This is a genomic window from Rhodococcus sp. MEB032 (assembly GCF_030208925.1).
Taxonomy (GTDB): Bacteria; Actinomycetota; Actinomycetes; order Mycobacteriales; family Mycobacteriaceae; genus Rhodococcus_F; species Rhodococcus_F qingshengii.
The window spans coordinates 43,046-61,358 of record NZ_JARVSY010000015.1 but is presented as its reverse complement, the minus strand read 5'-3'; the positions used below and the strand labels follow the sequence as shown (position 1 = coordinate 61,358).

General features: G+C 64.6%; 5 protein-coding genes. 2 read left to right on the top strand and 3 right to left on the bottom strand.

The features are described from left to right. The first annotated feature begins 116 nt into the window (after positions 1 to 116). Entirely contained in the window at positions 117 to 14,402 is a 14,286-nt protein-coding gene (locus QRN54_RS17180; RefSeq protein ID WP_285182564.1) for a non-ribosomal peptide synthetase, read from the top strand. 1 nt (position 14,403) lies between these two features. On the opposite strand, the gene ku is transcribed toward QRN54_RS17180, so the two are convergent. Next, positions 14,404 to 15,243 (bottom strand): non-homologous end joining protein Ku, encoded by an 840-nt coding sequence (ku, locus tag QRN54_RS17175; protein ID WP_174519487.1) that lies wholly within the window; start codon positions 15,241 to 15,243, stop codon positions 14,404 to 14,406. Positions 15,244 to 15,392: 149 nt separating this feature from the next. On the opposite strand from ku, the gene QRN54_RS17170 reads away from it, so the two are divergent. Further along, positions 15,393 to 16,364, top strand: a complete 972-nt coding sequence (locus QRN54_RS17170; RefSeq protein WP_003944869.1) for an alpha/beta hydrolase — start codon at positions 15,393 to 15,395, stop codon at positions 16,362 to 16,364. Between the two features lie 14 nt (positions 16,365 to 16,378). On the opposite strand, the gene QRN54_RS17165 is transcribed toward QRN54_RS17170, so the two are convergent. Together QRN54_RS17165 and QRN54_RS17160 are read right to left on the bottom strand one after the other, a co-directional pair. Next, complete coding sequence (locus QRN54_RS17165) at positions 16,379 to 17,509, bottom strand: lycopene cyclase family protein (protein ID WP_211920187.1); 1,131 nt, start codon at positions 17,507 to 17,509, stop codon at positions 16,379 to 16,381. A gap of 10 nt (positions 17,510 to 17,519) precedes the next feature. Next, on the bottom strand, positions 17,520 to 18,305 hold the full coding sequence (locus tag QRN54_RS17160) for an SDR family oxidoreductase (RefSeq protein WP_285182554.1): 786 nt from the start codon (positions 18,303 to 18,305) through the stop codon (positions 17,520 to 17,522). Positions 18,306 to 18,313: the final 8 nt, after the last annotated feature.

The window sequence follows — 18,313 nt, the reverse complement described above, 5'->3', positions numbered from 1 at the left end:
CACCCGAGCTTTCCAAAGTATTCGTCTCATTTTCGAAGTGCCCCGATCAGTTCGAAGCGTCCAGCGGACGCATATACCTGTTTGCATCATGATCAAGTTGTAAGAGGGAGATTCGTGTGGATGGCAGTCCCGACCGAGGAATCGTTTCCGCAGCTCGTCCGGACGACGAACTCACCTTCCCTCTTTCTGCCGCGCAACTTTCCCTGCTTGTCGCACAACAGCTTCGACCCGAGATTCCCGTCAGCATCGCTCAGTACGTCGACGTGGACGGCCCGCTCGACATCGAGCTGCTGACCGCTGCCAGTAAACAGACCGGCCGTGAGATCGGCTCCGGATACCTGCGCCTGGTCGAGGTGGACGGGGTGGCGCGTCAGTGGCTCGATCTCGACATGGACGACTCCCTCGACGTGGTCGATCTTCGCGCCGAATCGGATCCGGAATCTGCAGCGCAGGAATGGATGCGCAGAGAGCACACTGCTGCCATCGATCCGTTCACCGATCGCCTGGTCAGGCTGGCAGTCCTGGTGCTTCGCGACGACCATTACTACTGGTACAGCCGTATTCATCATGTGGCGCTCGACGGTTTCGGCGCGATGTCGATGATGAACCGCACAGCCGAGATCTACACCGCCGCGGTGCGGGATCTGCCAGTTCCCCCAGCGGTAACTGCCCCCCTCCAATCGTTGGTGAAGGCAGAGGCCGACTATCTGGGCTCCACGCGGTGGGAGCGCGATCGCGACTACTGGAACACCAAGATGGCCGACAAACCGGGCGGAACCTCGCTCGCGTCCTCGACTGCTCCGTCGCAGGCACGGTCTCGCCTACGGTCGGCGACGGTACCTACGGAACTGCGGAGCTCCCTCGAACGGCTGGCCGCCGCCCACGATGTGACGACGTCGTCAGTGGTGATCGGTGCTCTGGCGGCTTACCTCGCCCGGGCCACCGGGACCCGCGACGTGGTCCTCAGCTTGCCGGTCTCGGGGCGGACGACAAAAGCTGCTCGCCGGTCCGGCGGAATGATGTCGAACGTCGTCCCGATACGTGCGAGCGTCGATCCGCATTTCGCGGTCGGGGACTTGCTGCACGAGGTGAAGATCGAACTCACCGGCGCACTGCGTCATCAGAAGTACCGCCACGAGGACCTGCGACGCGACCTCAACGCCGGTGATCACAGCATCGCCGACGGACGAGGCTTCCACGGGCCGTTGATCAACCTCATGCTGTTCCATTCCGGAATCACTCTCGGGGACGCGCACGGCGAACTGAACGTGATCTCGACCGGGCCGATCGAAGACCTCTCGGTCAACGTCTATCAGACGTCCGCAGCCGAAGAGATCCAGATCGACTTCGCCGCGAACCCAGACCTCTACACCGACGAGGACATCTCGCGTCACCACCGACGTTTCCTCGAATTCCTCGAATTGTTCTGCGCTGCGGAATCGGGAACTCGATTGATGGACATCGAGCCGGACGCCGCGGGGAAGTGGATCGCCGAAGTCCAACACGCCCGCAACGTCGAGTACTGGTCTGCGACCTTGTCGAACCCCGCCGAGGATCTGGGTTTGCCGGTCGTCGCCGGATCCGGTCGGACGTCCACGCCCCTCGAGATCGAGGCAGACCTCTGCCGCCGCCTCGAGACGATGGCGACGACGATGAACACGAGTCTGTTCGTGCTGTTCCAGTCTGCGATGGCCGGACTGCTGCGCCGCGTCGGTTCGGCCGACGAGGTGTCGATCGGCGTCTCGGTCCGAGGGTACGGCGCCTCCAATCCGGACGATTTCGTCTCGATGTTCGCCAACCAGTTGGTGCTTCGCTCGACGGTGTCGAACACCATGACGCTCACCGACCTGGTCGGTGCGGTGGACACCGTCGCAATCGAAGCTCTCGAACACGCAGACATTCTTCTGTCTTCGGTGACCGCCGCACTCGGTGACGGCCGCTGGGTCGAGACGGGCCCGTTGTTCCGGGCGATGGTCTGTTTCGAGGAGCCGCTGGATGCTCACCCGAGATTTCCGGGGCTCATGGTCGGTGCGCCTATCGGATCGGATCTGGCCACCGTGCCGGAACTGTTTGTCTCCCTGGCGATTCCGACTGGTGAGCATGCCGATTTCGATCAGCCGATCTCCGGTGTTCTGGATTGGCTCGGCACGAAGAAGCAAGCCGAGGACCTCGCCGACCGTTATCTACGAATCTTGACCGCGATGGTCGGTACTCCGCACTCGGCGCTCGGCTCAGTGGATCTACTGCGCCCGGAGGCGCGCCAGGCGCTGGTGCCGCCCGTTCTGCCGATTACCCCGGTCCGAACGCTCTCCGAGATCCTTTCCGACCGCATTCGGGCGACCCCGGAAGCGATCGCCGTTGTCGCGGGCAGCGAGCGCGTGTCGTACCGCGAACTCGATCGACGATCGAATCAGTTGGCGCGCAAGCTCGTCGATCATGGCGTGCAATCCGAGTCGTTGGTCGGAATCATGCTGCCGAAATCCGTGGACATGATCGTTGCCGCTGTCGCGGTAGTGAAGGCCGGCGGCGGATACCTCCCACTCGATCGTGCACACCCCGCCGAGCGTTTGGCATACGTGGTCGAGGATGCGCAACCGGTGTGCGTCATCTCCGATTCCACTTTCCCGAACTCCGCCTTCCCGAACTCTGACGTGGTGGTCGTCGGCGTCGAATCCGACGAATACTCCGGTGAGAGTCTGGAAACCGATGAGCGCCCGCGCGGACACGGAGCCGACAATCTGGCGTACGTGATCTACACCTCGGGGTCGACGGGCCGACCCAAAGGTGTCTCCGTCACCCACGCCACTGTGGTGCGATTGTTCGAGAACACGCACGTCGAATTCGGATTCGACGGCAACGACGTGTGGACGATGTTCCACTCGTTCGCCTTCGACTTCTCGGTCTGGGAACTGTGGGGCGCGCTGCTCCACGGCGGAACGCTGGTCCTGGTCGATCACGAGGTATCACGCGACCCTGACGCCTTCCGGGCGCTGGTCGCCGCAGAAGGCGTCACCGTGCTCAATCAGACGCCCTCGGCCTTCTACCAGTACATCGAAGCCGACCTTCGGGCCGATTCGGAGACCCGGCTCCGGTACGTGATCTTCGGTGGCGAAGCCTTGGACCTGCGTCGACTCGGGCGCTGGTACGACAATCACCCGGGGTACGAAAGTCACACGGAATCCGCGCCTGCACTCGTCAACATGTACGGCATCACCGAGACGACGGTGCACGTCACCCATCTCGAACTCGACCGGGCGAGCGCGAGTGCGCTGACCGGCAGCCGGATCGGTGACGCGATCGACGGACTTCGTGTGTACCTGCTCGACGAGCATCTCTCCCCGGTCCCGGTGGGGATCGCGGGGGAGATCTATGTCGCGGGCGGTCAACTCGCCCGTGGCTATCTGGGCCGTCCAGACCTCACCGCGGGCCGGTTCGTTGCCGATCCTTTCAATGCCGGCGGACGACGGTTGTACCGGTCCGGCGACCGCGCACGATGGATTGCGCCCGGACAACTCGAGTACCTCGGACGCGGCGACGCGCAGGTCAAGATCCGCGGATTCCGGATCGAACTCGGCGAAATCGACTCCGTCATCCTCAGCGCGCCGGGAATCGACGATGCCGTGACCGTCGTGGCTCCGACGCCGGCGGGCGGCGCTCTCGTGACCTATGTGACCGCTTCCGACGTCGTGGACGCCGACGCCCTCCGAGCTCACGCCGCCGAAGCCCTCCCGACCTACATGGTTCCCGATGCCTTCATGGTCCTCGATTCGATTCCGTTGACCACCAACGGAAAACTGGACCGGCGTGCGCTGCCTTCGCCTATCCTGGCCTCCACCAAGGTCTTCCGACCCCCGACGACCCCGACCGAGGGCAAGGTTGCGGCGGTTCTGGCTGACATCCTGAGTAGTGGACCGCTCGGACTCGACGATAATTTCTTCCATCTGGGCGGAAACTCGCTGGTAGCGACGACGGCGGTAGCGCGCTTGACCGAAGCCACCGGGGTTAAAATGCCGCTGCGTGCACTCTTCGACCATCCCACGGTGTCTGGGATCGCGGCGACGATCGAGCGTGCGGCACAGACCCCGGACGCCGACGGTATTCAGGTCGTGGCCCGGCCGGCTGTACTGCCTCTCGCTCCCGCGCAGCAGCGACTGTGGTTCCTGAACCGCGTGGCACCGGAATCAGGTGCGTACAACATTCCACTGGCGGTGTCGTTGCGCGGCGCCGTCGATCCCGACGCACTCAGTGCCGCGATCGTGGACGTCGTGACACGTCACGAGTCACTACGCACCGTGTTTCCTCAGGTCGGTGACAACGCGACGCAGAAGGTTCTGGGCCTGGGCGAGGGGATCGCAGGGCTCGAGTCGATCGACGTGGAACGCGGAAGCCTCGAGAGAGTGATCTTCGAATTCTCTTCGGCCGGTTTCGATCTGGTCCGCGAACGTCCGGTGCGCTACCTGCTGATCACTGTCGCCGCCGAGAAGGAAGGCGATGAGGAGGAAGCTGTCCTCGTAGTGGTTCTGCATCACATGGTGGCCGACGGTTGGTCACTCGCCCCGTTGGCTGCTGATCTCACCGGCGCTTACGCCGCTCGCGTCGGCGGCAACAGCCCGCAGTGGGCACCGCTTCCAGTGCAGTACGCCGACTACACGCTCTGGCACCGAGAACACCTCGGGGACACGGCATCCACCGAATCGCTTGCCCACTCACAGATCACGTTCTGGAAGCGGCAGCTGGCAGGAGCACCCGAGCAGCTCCACCTGCCGACGGACCGTCCGCGCGCACTCGACCCGACCATGCGCGGAGCCGGAGTCGACATCAGAATCGGCGCTTCCACGCATCAGAAGCTCGTTGTACTTGCCGCCGATCACGACGCCACGCCGTTCATCGCCCTGCACGCGTGCTTCGCCCTGCTTCTGGCCAGGTACAGCGGCACGGACGACATCGTCATCGGAACACCGGTGGCCGGGCGAGGGGACAGATCTCTCGATCTGCTCGTCGGCATGTTCGTCAACACTCTTGCCCTGCGGACCGTCGTCGATCGGGACGTAACGTTTGCCGCACACCTGTCACAGGTCAGGGCCGTCGACGTGGATGCCTTCGACAATGCGGACGTGCCTTTCGACGTCGTCGTGGACGCGCTCGAACTGGACCGCTCGCCTGCGCACCACCCGGTCTTTCAAGCGGCCATCACCTCGCGGATAGCCACCACCCACACTGCCGAACTGGCCGGGGTGTCGATGACGGCGCGGGCAGTCGAGACGGGGCTGACCAAGTTCGACCTCGAGCTCACCGTCACCGAACGTCACGAGTCCGGGACCGCAGCTGGAATCGATGCCACGTTCACCTATTCCACCGACCTGTTCGACAACGCGACCGTCGAATCCTTGGCGCGAAACTTCGTGACCCTCGTGGAATCGGCAGTGTCGGAACCGACTGCACCGGTTGGTGATCTTCGTGTACTCGGATCCCGGGAGAGTGCCACGATATTGCCGCGGCGCGGCGTGGCTTCGGTGGGCGAATCGACGCTGGCGCAGATCCTCGGGGATACCGCGAGGACGTATCCCGACGCGATCGCCCTCGAAGACTCCGAGCGCTCACTCTCGTACGGGGAGCTGGAGCGTCGATCGAATCGGATCGCTCGATACCTCATGGACCTGGGAGTCGGCCCCGAGACACCGGTCGCACTGGCCGTCGCCCGATCGGTCGACTCCGTGCTCGCAGTCTGGTCGGTCACCAAAGCCGGTGGCGTTTTCGTCCCGGTCGATCCCCGTTATCCCGCAGATCGAGTTGCGCACATGCTCGAGGATTCGGGTGTGCGGATCGGAATTCGGTCCGCCGAGGTTGCGGCTGGTCCGGCAGTCGGTGGGAACGTCGCAGTCTGGATCGACCTCGGCGACGCGGACACGGTTGCAGAATGTGCCGCCTACTCCGACGCTGCCATCGACGACGCTGACAGAACAGCGTCGATCACTGCGGCGTCGGCTGCGTACGTCATCTACACGTCCGGCTCGACCGGAGTGCCGAAGGGCACCGTCGTCACTCACGCGGGTTTGGCCAATCTTGCTCGCGAACAACAGGATCGGTACCGGATCACCGCCGGGTCGCGAACTCTGCATTTTGCGTCACCGAGCTTCGACGGCGCCGTACTCGAGCTACTGCTCGCCGGTTCGACCGGCGCGACGATGGTGATCGCCCCTCCCGACATCTACGGAGGGGAGGCGTTGAGCGAGTTCCTCCGAAGCCGCGAGGTCACTCATGCCTTCATCACTCCGGCTGCGCTGGCGACCGTCGATCCGGCGGGCGTGACGTCACTGGAATGCGTAGTCGTCGGCGGCGACGTGTGCACGCCGGAATTGGTCTCGAGCTGGGGCAACGGGCGCAGACTGCACAACGGATACGGTCCGACCGAAACCACTGTCATGGTTGCCATCAGTGACCCACTCTCACCGGGGGAGCCGATCACCATCGGCGGTCCCATCCGCGGAATCGACGCCGTGGTGCTCGACTCTCGGCTGCAACCGGTCCCGATCGGCGGCGTCGGCGAGCTGTACATCGGTGGGCCGGGCCTTGCACGTGGTTACCACCTTCGTCCCGCGCTGACGTCGGATCGGTTTGTCGCGCATCCGTACTCGACGCCCGGTGCCCGGATGTACCGAACCGGTGACCTGGTCCGCTGGACCAAGGACCTGACCCTTCGCTACGTGGGCCGCAGCGATCATCAGCTCAAGATCCGCGGGTTCCGCATCGAACTCGGCGAGATCGACGCTGCTCTGATGGATTCCCCTCTCGTCCAGTTCGCCACGACGATTCCCGTCGAATCCGCCGCGGGTACCAGTCTGGCGTCGTACGTGTTGCTGAGCGGCGACGCTGATATCGAGTCGCTGTTCGTGGGACTCGCCGACACGCTGCCGCGGTACATGATTCCGTCGTCGATCACCCCGATCGACGCCATTCCGTTGACTCCGGTCGGCAAACTCGATCGCAGAGCGTTGCCGACGCCGATACCGCGCGAAATCCTCGGAACGGGCCGTGAACCCGAGGCCGGACTCGAACGAACCGTTTCCGACGTGTTCGCTTCACTGCTCGACGTGCCCGAGGTCCGGGCCGGAGACAGCTTCTTCGATCTCGGGGGCAACTCGCTCGTCGCGACGCAGGTGTCCGCGCGGTTGAGCGCAGCGACGGGACTCACGGTGGACGTTCGCTCGATCTTCGAAGCGCCGACCGTCGAAGCGCTCGCTGCACGTCTGGCGGCGAGCGCCGAAGAATCAGACGATCGACCTGCCCTGAGCGCCGGCGCTCGGCCGGACCGCCTACCGCTCTCCGCCGCGCAACAGCGCCTGTGGTTCGTCAATCGCTTCGACCCCCAGTCCGCGGTCTACAACATTCCGTTCGCGATCCGCATCACCGGAGACATCCACGGCGATGCACTCGAGGAGGCGCTTGCGGACGTCATTGCACGCCATGAGGTGCTTCGAACGATCTACGTCGACAGCGCCGACGGCCCGAGCCAGGTCATCCGAGCGCTCTCCGACGTGCAGTTCTCCGTCGAGCGCTACTGCGGATCCGAAGGTGTGGACGCGGCGACGACGGAGTTCGCGGCGCGTGGGTTCGATCTCGGTTCGGATCTGCCGATTCGGGCCATGCTGGTGCGCGAGGACGCCGGCGCTCACGTACTGGTCGTCGTCATCCACCACATCGCCTTCGACGGCTGGTCCCTGACTCCCTTTGCGACAGATTTCGTCGCGGCGTACTCCGCACGCGTCGTTGGAGACGCCCCGGTTTTCACACCGCTCGACGTGCAGTACGCCGACTACGCGGTGTGGCAGCAAGACTCGCTCGGACAGGTCGGCGACCAGGAGTCTCTGGTTGCCCGCGAACTGACCTTCTGGACCACTGCCATGGCTGGTGCCCCGGACGAGGTACTGCTACCGGTCGATCGCCCACGCGGATCTGTCTCCACGACCGCCGTCGGATCGGTGCCGATCGTCATCGACGCGGCGACCGGGGAGCGTCTCGCCGCCTTGGCGAGGCGCAGTGGCTCGACGCAGTTCATGGTCGTACACGCGATCCTGGCGGTTGTTCTCGCGCGTCTCGGTGCAACCGACGACGTGGTGGTCGGCACCCCGGTGGCAGGCCGCGGGCGACCCGAGCTGGATTCCCTGATCGGGATGTTCGTCAATTCGGTACCGCTTCGCACGCCGGTCGATCACCGAGCGCCGTTCACCTCCCTGCTCGAGGTCGTCCGTGAACGCGACCTTGCCGCCTTTGCGCACCCCGAGCTGCCCTTCGAGGTGCTGGTCGACGCCCTCGATCTCGACCGGTCGACGACGCGACACCCCCTGTTTCAGGTCATGCTGTCGTACCACCAGAATGTGGTCTTGCCGCAGGTCACGGTCCACGACGCGCATCTCGAAGCGCAAGCACTCGAACCGTCCGTCGCGAAGTTCGACCTCGAGTTCACCTTGCTGGCAGGCGATTCCGAGAAGACCGAGATCACCGGGTCGCTCAGGTTCGCCGAGGCGCTCTTCGACATTGCCACCGCGGAAACGATCGCCGCGCGTGTGCAGTCGGTGGCCCGCGCCGTCGCCGCAGATCCGGACGCCGCGATCGACGACCTAGATTTCCTCAGCACCCTCGAGCGGGCGTCGCTGATGCCGGTACGAGGTCCGGCGTGGACCAGTTCGCGCACCTTGGCCGAAATATTGACGCGGACCGCCACCCGTTCAGGCGATTCGGTGGCCCTTCGATCCGGTGACACCACCGTGCTCTACCGAGATCTCTTCGCCCGTGCATCGGCGCTTGCCCGCCGTCTGACCACGGAAGGGATCGGTGCCGAAGACATTGTGGCGATCGCGATTCCGCGCTCGATCGACTCGATCGTCGCCTTGTGGGGCGTTTCCTTGACCGGCGCCGCGTTTGTTCCGGTCGATCCGCGATACCCCGCCGATCGCATTCTGCACATGCTCACCGACTCCGGAGCCACTCGCGGAGTGACGACGGAAGCGGTGATCGAATCACTGCCCCGCCCGGTTCCGTGGATGACAATGGACGACATCCACGGCGACGGTGTCGGGCAGCCGGTTCCGGCCGCGCCGATCCGAATCGACAACCTCGCCTACATCATCTACACCTCCGGATCGACGGGAAAGCCCAAGGGCGTCAGCATCACTCATCGTGGCCTGAGCGCGTTGGCGGCCGAGCAGACGGCGCGTTACGGCATCTCGGCGCAGTCGCGGACGCTGCACTTCTCCTCACCGAGCTTCGACGCATCCATCCTCGAACTGCTGCTCGCAGTCGGTGAAGGCGCGACGATGGTGATCGCCTCTCCCGACGTCTACGGCGGCCAGGACCTCGCCGAATTGGTCACCGATCACCAGGTGACCCACGCGTTCATCACACCGGCAGCGCTGGCCTCGGTCGATCCCACCGGGCTGGACGTCTTGCAGTCGATCGTTGTCGGTGGCGAGGCATGCCCACCCGAACTGGTCCGTAAGTGGGCACCGGGTCGCCGATTGTTCAACGGCTACGGGCCGACGGAAACCACCGTCATGGTCTGCATCAGTGATGCCTTGAGCGTGGGGGAGACCGTGACCATCGGCGGGCCCGTCCGCGGCGTGTCCGCGGTAATTCTCGACGGCTCGGCTCAGCCGGTACCCGTCGGGGTCACCGGTGAGCTCTACATCGCCGGCCTGGGACTTGCCCGCGGCTACCTCGACCAACCCGCCTTGACGGCGACGCGATTCGTGGCAGCGCCGTTCGGCCCGGCCGGCACCCGCATGTACCGGACCGGTGACTTGGTTCGGTGGACGCCGCTCGGGACGATCGAATACGTCGGACGCTCCGATCACCAGGTGAAAGTGCGCGGATTCCGCATCGAACTGGGCGAGATCGACTCCGTCCTCAGCACTTACCCCGGCGTCGAGTTCGCGGTCACCGTGGGCGTCGACGCAGCTTCCGGTGAGACGATGTTGGCGTCGTACGTAGTGCTCGGCGCCGATGCGGTCGAGATGGACGAGTTGCTGAGCCATACGCGCCGCTCACTGCCCGCCTTCATGGTGCCGTCGGCGATCACCCCGATCGATCACGTACCGCTGACCCCCGTCGGGAAGCTCGACCGATCGGCGCTGCCGGCGCCGACACTGCGTTCGTCCGAGCGAAGTGTCGAGCCGCTGACGACCGCGACCGAACTCCAGGTTGCCGGCGTCGTGGCGGAACTGCTGGGTATCGAACAGATCAGTGCGTCGGACAGTTTCTTCGAACTCGGCGGCAACTCACTGCTCGCCACCAGACTGGCCCAGCGACTCGGCGAGTCGTTGGGCAGGCAGGTGCCTGTCCGAATGCTGTTCGAGCACCCCGAAATTCGGGAACTTGCCACCGCGCTCGACACATCCGCCGGGGCGAAGGCGCTTCCACCGATCACCGCCGTAGACCGCCCCGAGCGAATTCCGCTGTCCTACGCGCAAGCACGCATCTGGTTCCTCAACCAGATGGATCCCGGCTCACCCGCGTACAACGTCCCTGCTGCGATCTCCCTCGACGGTGCACTCGACGTGCCGGCCCTCGAAGCTGCGGTCCTCGACGTGATCGAAAGGCACGAAATCCTGCGCACGGTGTTCCCCGACTCCGGCACCGGTCCACACCAGGTGATCCAGGATGCATTCACCTCGCTCGAGTACGGAAATGCGGACACCCGTGAACCGGCAGAGCTCGCCAGAGAATTCGCGTCGCGTGGATTCGACATCACGACCCAAGCTCCCGTTCGCGCGCTCCTGCTCGAATCGACGCCGCAGCACCACACACTTGTCATCGTGATCCACCACATCGCGGCGGACGGATGGTCGATCGCGCCGTTGATGAAGGACGTGCTCACCGCCTACGTCGCGAGAAGTTCGGGACACGCTCCCGAGTTCACCCCGCTCGAGGTGCATTACGCGGACTTCGCGATCTGGCAGCGGGAAGCGCTGGGCGCGGTGAACGAATCCGCGAGCGTGCTCGGGGCACAGGCGTCGTATTGGCGGGAGACGTTGCGGGGCGCACCTGAATTGATCGACCTTCCGAGCGATCGAGCGCGTCCGCTCACCCAGTCGTTGAGCGGTGCCCACACCGCGGTCTCGCTTCCGGCGCACACCCGGATCGCGGTCGAGGCGGTTGCCGGAGCCAATGCGGCGACGCCGTTCATGGTGCTGCACGCTGCCTATGCCGTCCTGCTGTCCAGGCTGAGTCGAAGCACCGACATCGTGATCGGATCTCCGGTCGCCGGGCGAGGACACCGAGTTCTCGACGACCTCGTGGGAATGTTCGTGGGCACGGTGGGACTGCGCACGACGGTCGACCCCGGGTCGACGTTCGTCGACGTTCTGCGTACTGTCCGCTCCGTCGATCTCGACGCCTTCGCCCACGCGGACATTCCGTTCGAGCAGGTCGTGGACGTGGTGGCGCCGACCCGGAGTACCGACCGTCATCCGGTGTTCCAGACGATGATCTCGTTCCACGGCGCCCACCCGACGACGTGGGACCTGCCTGGACTTGCCGTTCGTGCCCACGAGATCACACCGGACATCGCCAAGTACGACCTGCAGTTCACCGTTGTCGAACAGACCGCGGAGGAAGGCGGCGGCTACGAGGCCTCCCTCACCTACGCGAAGGATCTCTTCGACACCGATACGGCGGCGTCGTTTGCAGTGATGCTGGAAACGATCGTCGAGACACTGACTGCCCAGCCCTCCGCCGTCGTCGGTGACGTGGATCTTGCGGGACGTCGCCTGCGTGCGTTGCCCGGACGTCCGGCCGGCGATGCTTTGACCTTGCCGGAGTTGCTGCTTCGCGGCGCTGCCGATCCGCACGCTCCGGCAATCGTCGACGTCGCCACATCCGTCACGCTCACGTACGGCGAACTCGACCGACGCTCCGACGCTATGGCGTTTGCGTTGATCGCTCGCGGAATAGCGCCGGAAATGATGGTGGCACTGGCGCTTCCGAGGTCGGCCGACTATGTGATCGCGCTCTGGGCCGTAGCGAAAGCCGGCGGAGTGTTTCTTCCCGTGGATCCGGCGTACCCCGCCGAGCGGATCGAGCACATGCTCACCGACAGTGGAGCGGTACTCGGTATCACCAGGGGCGAGTATGCGGCCGACCTTCCTGGCGTCACATCGTGGATCGAGTTGGATGCGATCGAATTCACCACCGAAATCGAGGCAGTCCATTCCGAGACACTGCCGGACGCGCCACTCGAGTTCGACAACCCGGCCTACTTGATCTACACCTCGGGCTCGACAGGAAAACCCAAGGGCGTATTGGTCACTCACGCGGGACTGGCAGCGTTTGCCGACGAACAGCGGGAGCGTTTCGGCGTCACCGCGCACTCTCGCGCTCTGAGCTTCGCCTCGACGAGCTTCGACGCGTCGGTTCTCGAGCTCCTTCTGGCTTTCGGCGCCGGCGCAACGATGGTGATAGCGCCTCCGACAGTTCTCGGCGGTGTCGAATTGCACGAACTGCTCGACGAGCAGACGATCACCCATGCTTTCGTGACTCCAGCCGCCTTGGCGACTGTCGATCCCGCCGGGCTCGACCATCTCGAAGCCGTCGTCGTCGGCGGCGACGCCTGTTCCGCCGACCTCGTATCTCGGTGGGCACCGGGGCGCCGAATGTTCAACGCGTACGGCCCGACCGAGGCCACCGTCGCCGTCACCATCAGTGATTCGCTGGTCGCGGGGGAGCCCGTGACGATCGGCGGCCCGATCCGCGGCGTGGACGCGATGATTCTCGATTCCCGACTGCACTCGGTTCCCGGCCAGGTCGTCGGTGAGCTCTACGTCAGCGGCGACGGTCTCGCCCGCGGGTACCTCGGCAACCCCGCACTCACAGCCGCGCGCTTCGTCGCCGACCCGCATGGACCCGAAGGCGCTCGCATGTACCGCACCGGGGATCTTGTGCGCGAAGATCGCTCAGGGGCACTGATCTACCTCGGACGCGCAGACCACCAGGTCAAGATCCGAGGGTTCCGAATCGAACTCGGAGAAATCGACGCGGTGCTGGCAGCGGAAGCCTCCGTGCATTCGGCTGTCAGCGTCGTCGTCGGGGAGGGCATCGACGCTCGGATCGTCGCGTACGTCGTCCCGGCACATGCGGACTTCGACGCCGCCGCGCTACGCCGTCACGCAGGTATATCGCTGCCTGCGCACATGATCCCGTCCGCTGTTGTCGTGATCGGCGCAGTCCCGACCACACCGGCGGGCAAGCTCGATCGCAGCGCTCTGCCTGCTCCCAACTGGGAGTCGCCGAGTGGACGCAGTCCGGAAGGCAGCGACGAGATCGCGATCTGCGCTGCTTTCGCAGAGGTACTCGATCTGGCCGACGTAGACACGTACGCCGATTCGAGTTTCTTCGAACTCGGCGGCAACTCACTCATGGCAACGCGTTTGGTCGCTGCCATCAAAGAACGCACCAGCATGACCGTCCCCGTCGCGTGGATATTCTCCGACCCGACTCCGGAGGCATTGGCGCGCAGACTCTTCGAACTCGAGGCAACAGTTGTGACAAGTGACGCGGATACCTCCGCACTTGCGGTAGTCCTGCCACTACGTCCGGAAGGCCGCGCCGAGCCACTGTTCTGCATCCATCCGGCCATCGGATTGGCCTGGTGCTACGGAGCGCTCGATCGCTACGTCGACTCCAGCCGGCCGCTCTACGGCCTGCAGTCGCCGGTCCTGACGGACTCCGAATTTCGGGCGGAGCTGATCGAGGACTTCGCGGCGCGGTACGTCGAGGAAATTCGCGGAGTTCAGCCGCACGGTCCGTATCACCTGCTGGGGTGGTCGATCGGCGGATTGATCGCTCACGCGGCGGCGGTGCAGTTGCAAGCCGCGGGTGAGAGCGTCGCCGACCTGATTCTGCTCGACAGCTTCGTTCTCGAAGACCCGACGATGGCGGGTGCGCAGCCTTCTCTCGCCGAACTGATCGGCGGGTTGGGGATCTCGGTCCCGGACACCGGCGAGCGTGATCTGACACCCGAGGACGCCGAAGCACTCTTGCGCGAAGCCATCGGCGATCACCCCTTGGTCTCGAGCGATCGGATCGAGCGACTGTTCGAGGAATACTCCGCCGGCGCCGAACTGGCTCACCGATACCGCCCGGGCAAGTTCGTGGGCGATCTGCTGTTCTTCTCGGCACACGCCGACACCTTCGACCCGCTGCGAACCGCGTCGGCGTGGCGACCGTTCGTCTCCGGGGTGATCATCGACCGTCCGGTGCCCACGTCACACGCCGAAATGTTCACCGAGGCAGGTCTGGAGGCGATCGGACCCGTGATCAACCTTGCGGTCGGAACGGGTCGTCACGCGGCCCCGGACGTCGACGCAGAGTTGGACGCTCTGATCGAGATCCAAGACGTGCGCGGCTGACTCAGGCTCGTTTCTTCCTCGGTGTAGTCGACTTCGACGAGCCGGCCTTGGAGGCGTTCGACTTCGCTTCGTCCACACTGCGCTGCAGTGCGGCAACCAGGTCCACCACCTCTGCGTCGGTGCCCTCTTGGTCGACCTCGGCGGCCGGGATGACCTTCTTGCCGCCGTTCTCGATCATCTCGTCGAGCAACTGCCTTAGTTGGAGCTGATAGTCGTCGGTGAACTCGGTCGGATCGAAATCGCCCGCCATGCTCTCGACGAGCGTCTGCGCCATCTTCAGTTCCTTCGCCTTCGGCTTCTCCACGTCGTCGAGGGAAGGGAACTCTGCTGCACGCACTTCGTCGGGCCACAGCAAGGTCTGGATCACCAGAACACCATCGCGAGCGCGCATCGCGGCCAGGCGCGTCTTCTGTCGCAGCGTGAAATGCACCAGTGCCGTTCGATCACTCTCGGTGAGCACAGTCGAAAGCAGGACGTACGCCTTCGGCGACGCCGAATCGGGCTCGAGGAAGTAACTCTTCTCGAACAAGATCGGATCGATCTGATCGTTCGGCACGAATTCCAGCACCGGAATCTCGTGCTTCTCCGCAGCCGGGAGTTTGTTGAAGTCCTCGTCGTTCAAGATGACGCGCGATCCGTCTTCCGAGTCGTACGCCTTGTCGATGTCGGCGAACTGAACCGTGTTTCCGCACTCGGAACACACACGGTTGTACTTGATGCGGCCACCGTCTTTTGCATGGACCTGGTGAAATCGGATGTCGTGGTCCTCGGTCGCCGAGTACACCTTGACCGGGACGTTGACCAGACCGAAGGCTATCGAGCCTTTCCAAATCGAGCGCATGCCTCCCATGATGGTCGCCGCCGGCCGTTTGCGCGAGGCAAACGATCACGGTTGATCCCGAACCGTTGCGTGTGGATGGGTCGGTTCGGGGCGTATCGAGCGGGTATCCGCTTCGAGAACCCGACTCGCACACCTGGGGAGACGCTCCGATGAGAATCCGAACCTACCGTCGACGCGTCACCGCGGCGCTGGCGATTTCACTGGTTCCACTGCTGTTTGCGCCTTGGCCCGCGAACGCAGATCCGGCACGCACCGTAACCATCAGCGTCCACTCCGATGCGATGGGCCGCGACATTCCACTCGAGGTGATCCTCCCCGCCGACACGAGCGCCCCACGGCCCACGTTGTATCTGCTCAACGGCGCCGGTGGTGGCGAGGACAGTGCAACGTGGGAAGGACGGACCGATGTCCTGGACTTCTTCGCCGACAAGAACGTCAACGTCGTGACGCCGCTGGAAGGTGCGTTCAGCTACTACACCGACTGGCAGAAAGACGATCCCGTACTCGGGCGCAACAAGTGGCAGACGTTCCTCACTCGCGAACTGCCACCCGTCATCGATGCGCAGTTCGGTACCAACGGGGTCAACTCCATCGCGGCGATTTCGATGACGGCGACGTCGGTACTCAATCTCGCGATCTCGGCACCAGGGCTTTATCGGAGTGTCGGGGCCTACAGCGGGTGCGCGGAGACTTCCACCCAGCCGGGTCAGGACTATGTGCGGTTGGTGGTCGGCGCGCGGGGTGGCGCTGATCCGACAAACATGTGGGGACCGTTCGACGGTCCGGGGTGGCGCGAGAACGATCCGGTCGTGAACGCGGAGAAGTTGCGGGGGACCGCACTGTACGTTTCCACCGGATCCGGGCTGCCAGGTCCGCACGACAACCTTCAGGCACCCGATGTGAACGGAAATCCCGGAGCCCTCCTTAATCAGATCGTCGTCGGCGGCATCATCGAATCCGCGGTCAACGGGTGCACGCACGGCTTGGCGGACCGACTGAACGCACTGGGCATCCCCGCGACCTTCGACTTCAAGCCGACTGGAACCCACTCGTGGGGCTACTGGCAGGACGACCTACACAATTCCTGGCCGATGATCGCCGGCTCGATGGGAGCGCAGTAGTCGGTCCGGAGTGCTCACCTCAGAAACGGCGCGCGCATCAACGTCTTTCGGACGTGCCACGGTGACGATCGGAACAGGGTTGCCATCACCTTCGCCGTCGCGGACGCGTCCCGCCGATCGGACAGGTAGGACCGCTGAGCCTCGACCGGTAGATCGAAGAACGTGTCGAAGAATGTCGCGACCTCTCTCGAGCCGAGGGTGAGAAGTGCGTTCAGGCCAACGCGGCGAAGGGCAGACACCGCCTTGGCCGACCGCGGCCAGAGCGCCGCGTTGGGATCTCCACCGTCGGCGATTGCTTTGGCGACAGCGTCTGCCTCGGCGAGTGACGAGGCAACGCTGTATCCGGTTCCCGGATGCATCAGACCGCCTCGCCCGCCGAAACGGAGGACACCGTCGGGGAACGACTCCTTCGGGCCTTCGACTGCAAAACGGACCCGCTCGACCGGTGCGTCGTCGGGGACTTCGCAGCCCCGATTGCGAAGCCGGGTGCGCAGACGCGCTTCGAGTTCGCGGAGCCCCAACGCCGGCCGGCCGACGAGGCAGGTCTCCTCGAGGAGAACTCGCTCGTCATCGAGTGGGACCGCATAGAGAAACGACGGAGTGTCGGCGTCGGAGGCGCCGTTGTCTGTTCGCCAGTCCATGAACCAGGCTTCGCCACCACCCAGAATCGGATCGGCGAGAGCGCGGTCGACGATCACTCCGAAGGCGGTCTGCTGGGCGGTTGTCACCGTCAGTTCGGTACCCCGGGCGTCGATGACGACGGAACCTGTCAGCTGCGATCCGTCCACGCACAGGACGGCGGTCGGTGACAGTGTCTGAGCGCGCAAGGCTCTGAACTGTACGGATGTGCCTGAGAGAAATGATTGCAGTAAAGATGTATTCAATACGCAATATGTGCGATCAAGCGTTTTCTGTCTGCGGGTCCACACGCTCGGGCGTTCGATCCGGCTTGCGATCACATCGACCGGCAGCCACGACGGCAGCTCGTCAGCCCACGCCGAATAGGTCGGCGTCCACACCCGATGGGGATGCGGATCGACAACGACGACGGTGAGTTGCCGGGCGATACAGCGGGTGGCGAGTGCCCGCCCGGCCGGGCCGCCACCGACGATCACCACGTCGGCGGAGGAGTTGTCTGTGCTCACGACCGGCGCACTACATCGATCCCGTTGCGAGCAGACCGCCGTCGACCCGGACCGTTTCGCCCGTGATCCACGCCGCCGCGTCGGAGACGAGGAAGCCGACCAGGCCGGCAACGTCCTCGGGGGTGCCGAGCCGCTTCATCGGGTAGCCCGCCGACGCCTTGTCCTCGCCGGCAGCGACCAGGGCCGCCGCGAACTGCGTCTTGACGATCCCGGGAGCTACGGCGTTGACACGAATCCTCGGTCCCAGTTGCCAGGCCAGTTCTTCCGTCAGGCGGATGAGCGCAGCCTTCGACGCGCCGTACGCCGCGATGACGCCCGTCGACCGGATCCCGGCCACACTTGCCAGGTTCACGACGGCTCCACCGTGTTCGCCCATCCATGCCCGATGTGCTTGTTGGACGTAACCGAGGGCGGCAACCACATTCACGTCGAAGATCTTGCGCACGGCGTCGAGGTCCGCTTCCATGAGCGCACCGAAGACGGGGTTGATTCCGGTGTTGTTGACCAGAATGTCGAGTGAACCGAATTCGGACACGGCGCGGTCGACGGCACCGGAGCGGGCTTCGGCATCGGCTGCGTTGCCCGCGAATGCGACGACCTTTCCGCCGTGCCCCAGAGCGGACAGCTCGGATGCGGCGGCCTCGAGGGGCTCCGGCTTGCGGGCTGTGATCAAGACGTCGGCACCGCGAGCGAGGAGTTCGGCGGCGACAGCTTTGCCGATTCCGCGACTTGCGCCGGTGACGATGGCGGCACGGCCTTCGAGGTCGCGAGGACGAGTGCTGTTTTCGCTAGTCATGTCCCGAA

Bases quoted from the DNA above. Each gene is read 5' to 3' on its own strand.
- ku (WP_174519487.1), bottom strand. From the start codon at position 15,243: ATGCGCTCGATTTGGAAAGGCTCGATAGCCTTCGGTCTGGTCAACGTC.
- QRN54_RS17170 (WP_003944869.1), top strand. From the start codon at position 15,393: ATGAGAATCCGAACCTACCGTCGACGCGTCACCGCGGCGCTGGCGATT.
- QRN54_RS17160 (WP_285182554.1), bottom strand. From the start codon at position 18,305: ATGACTAGCGAAAACAGCACTCGTCCTCGCGACCTCGAAGGCCGTGCC.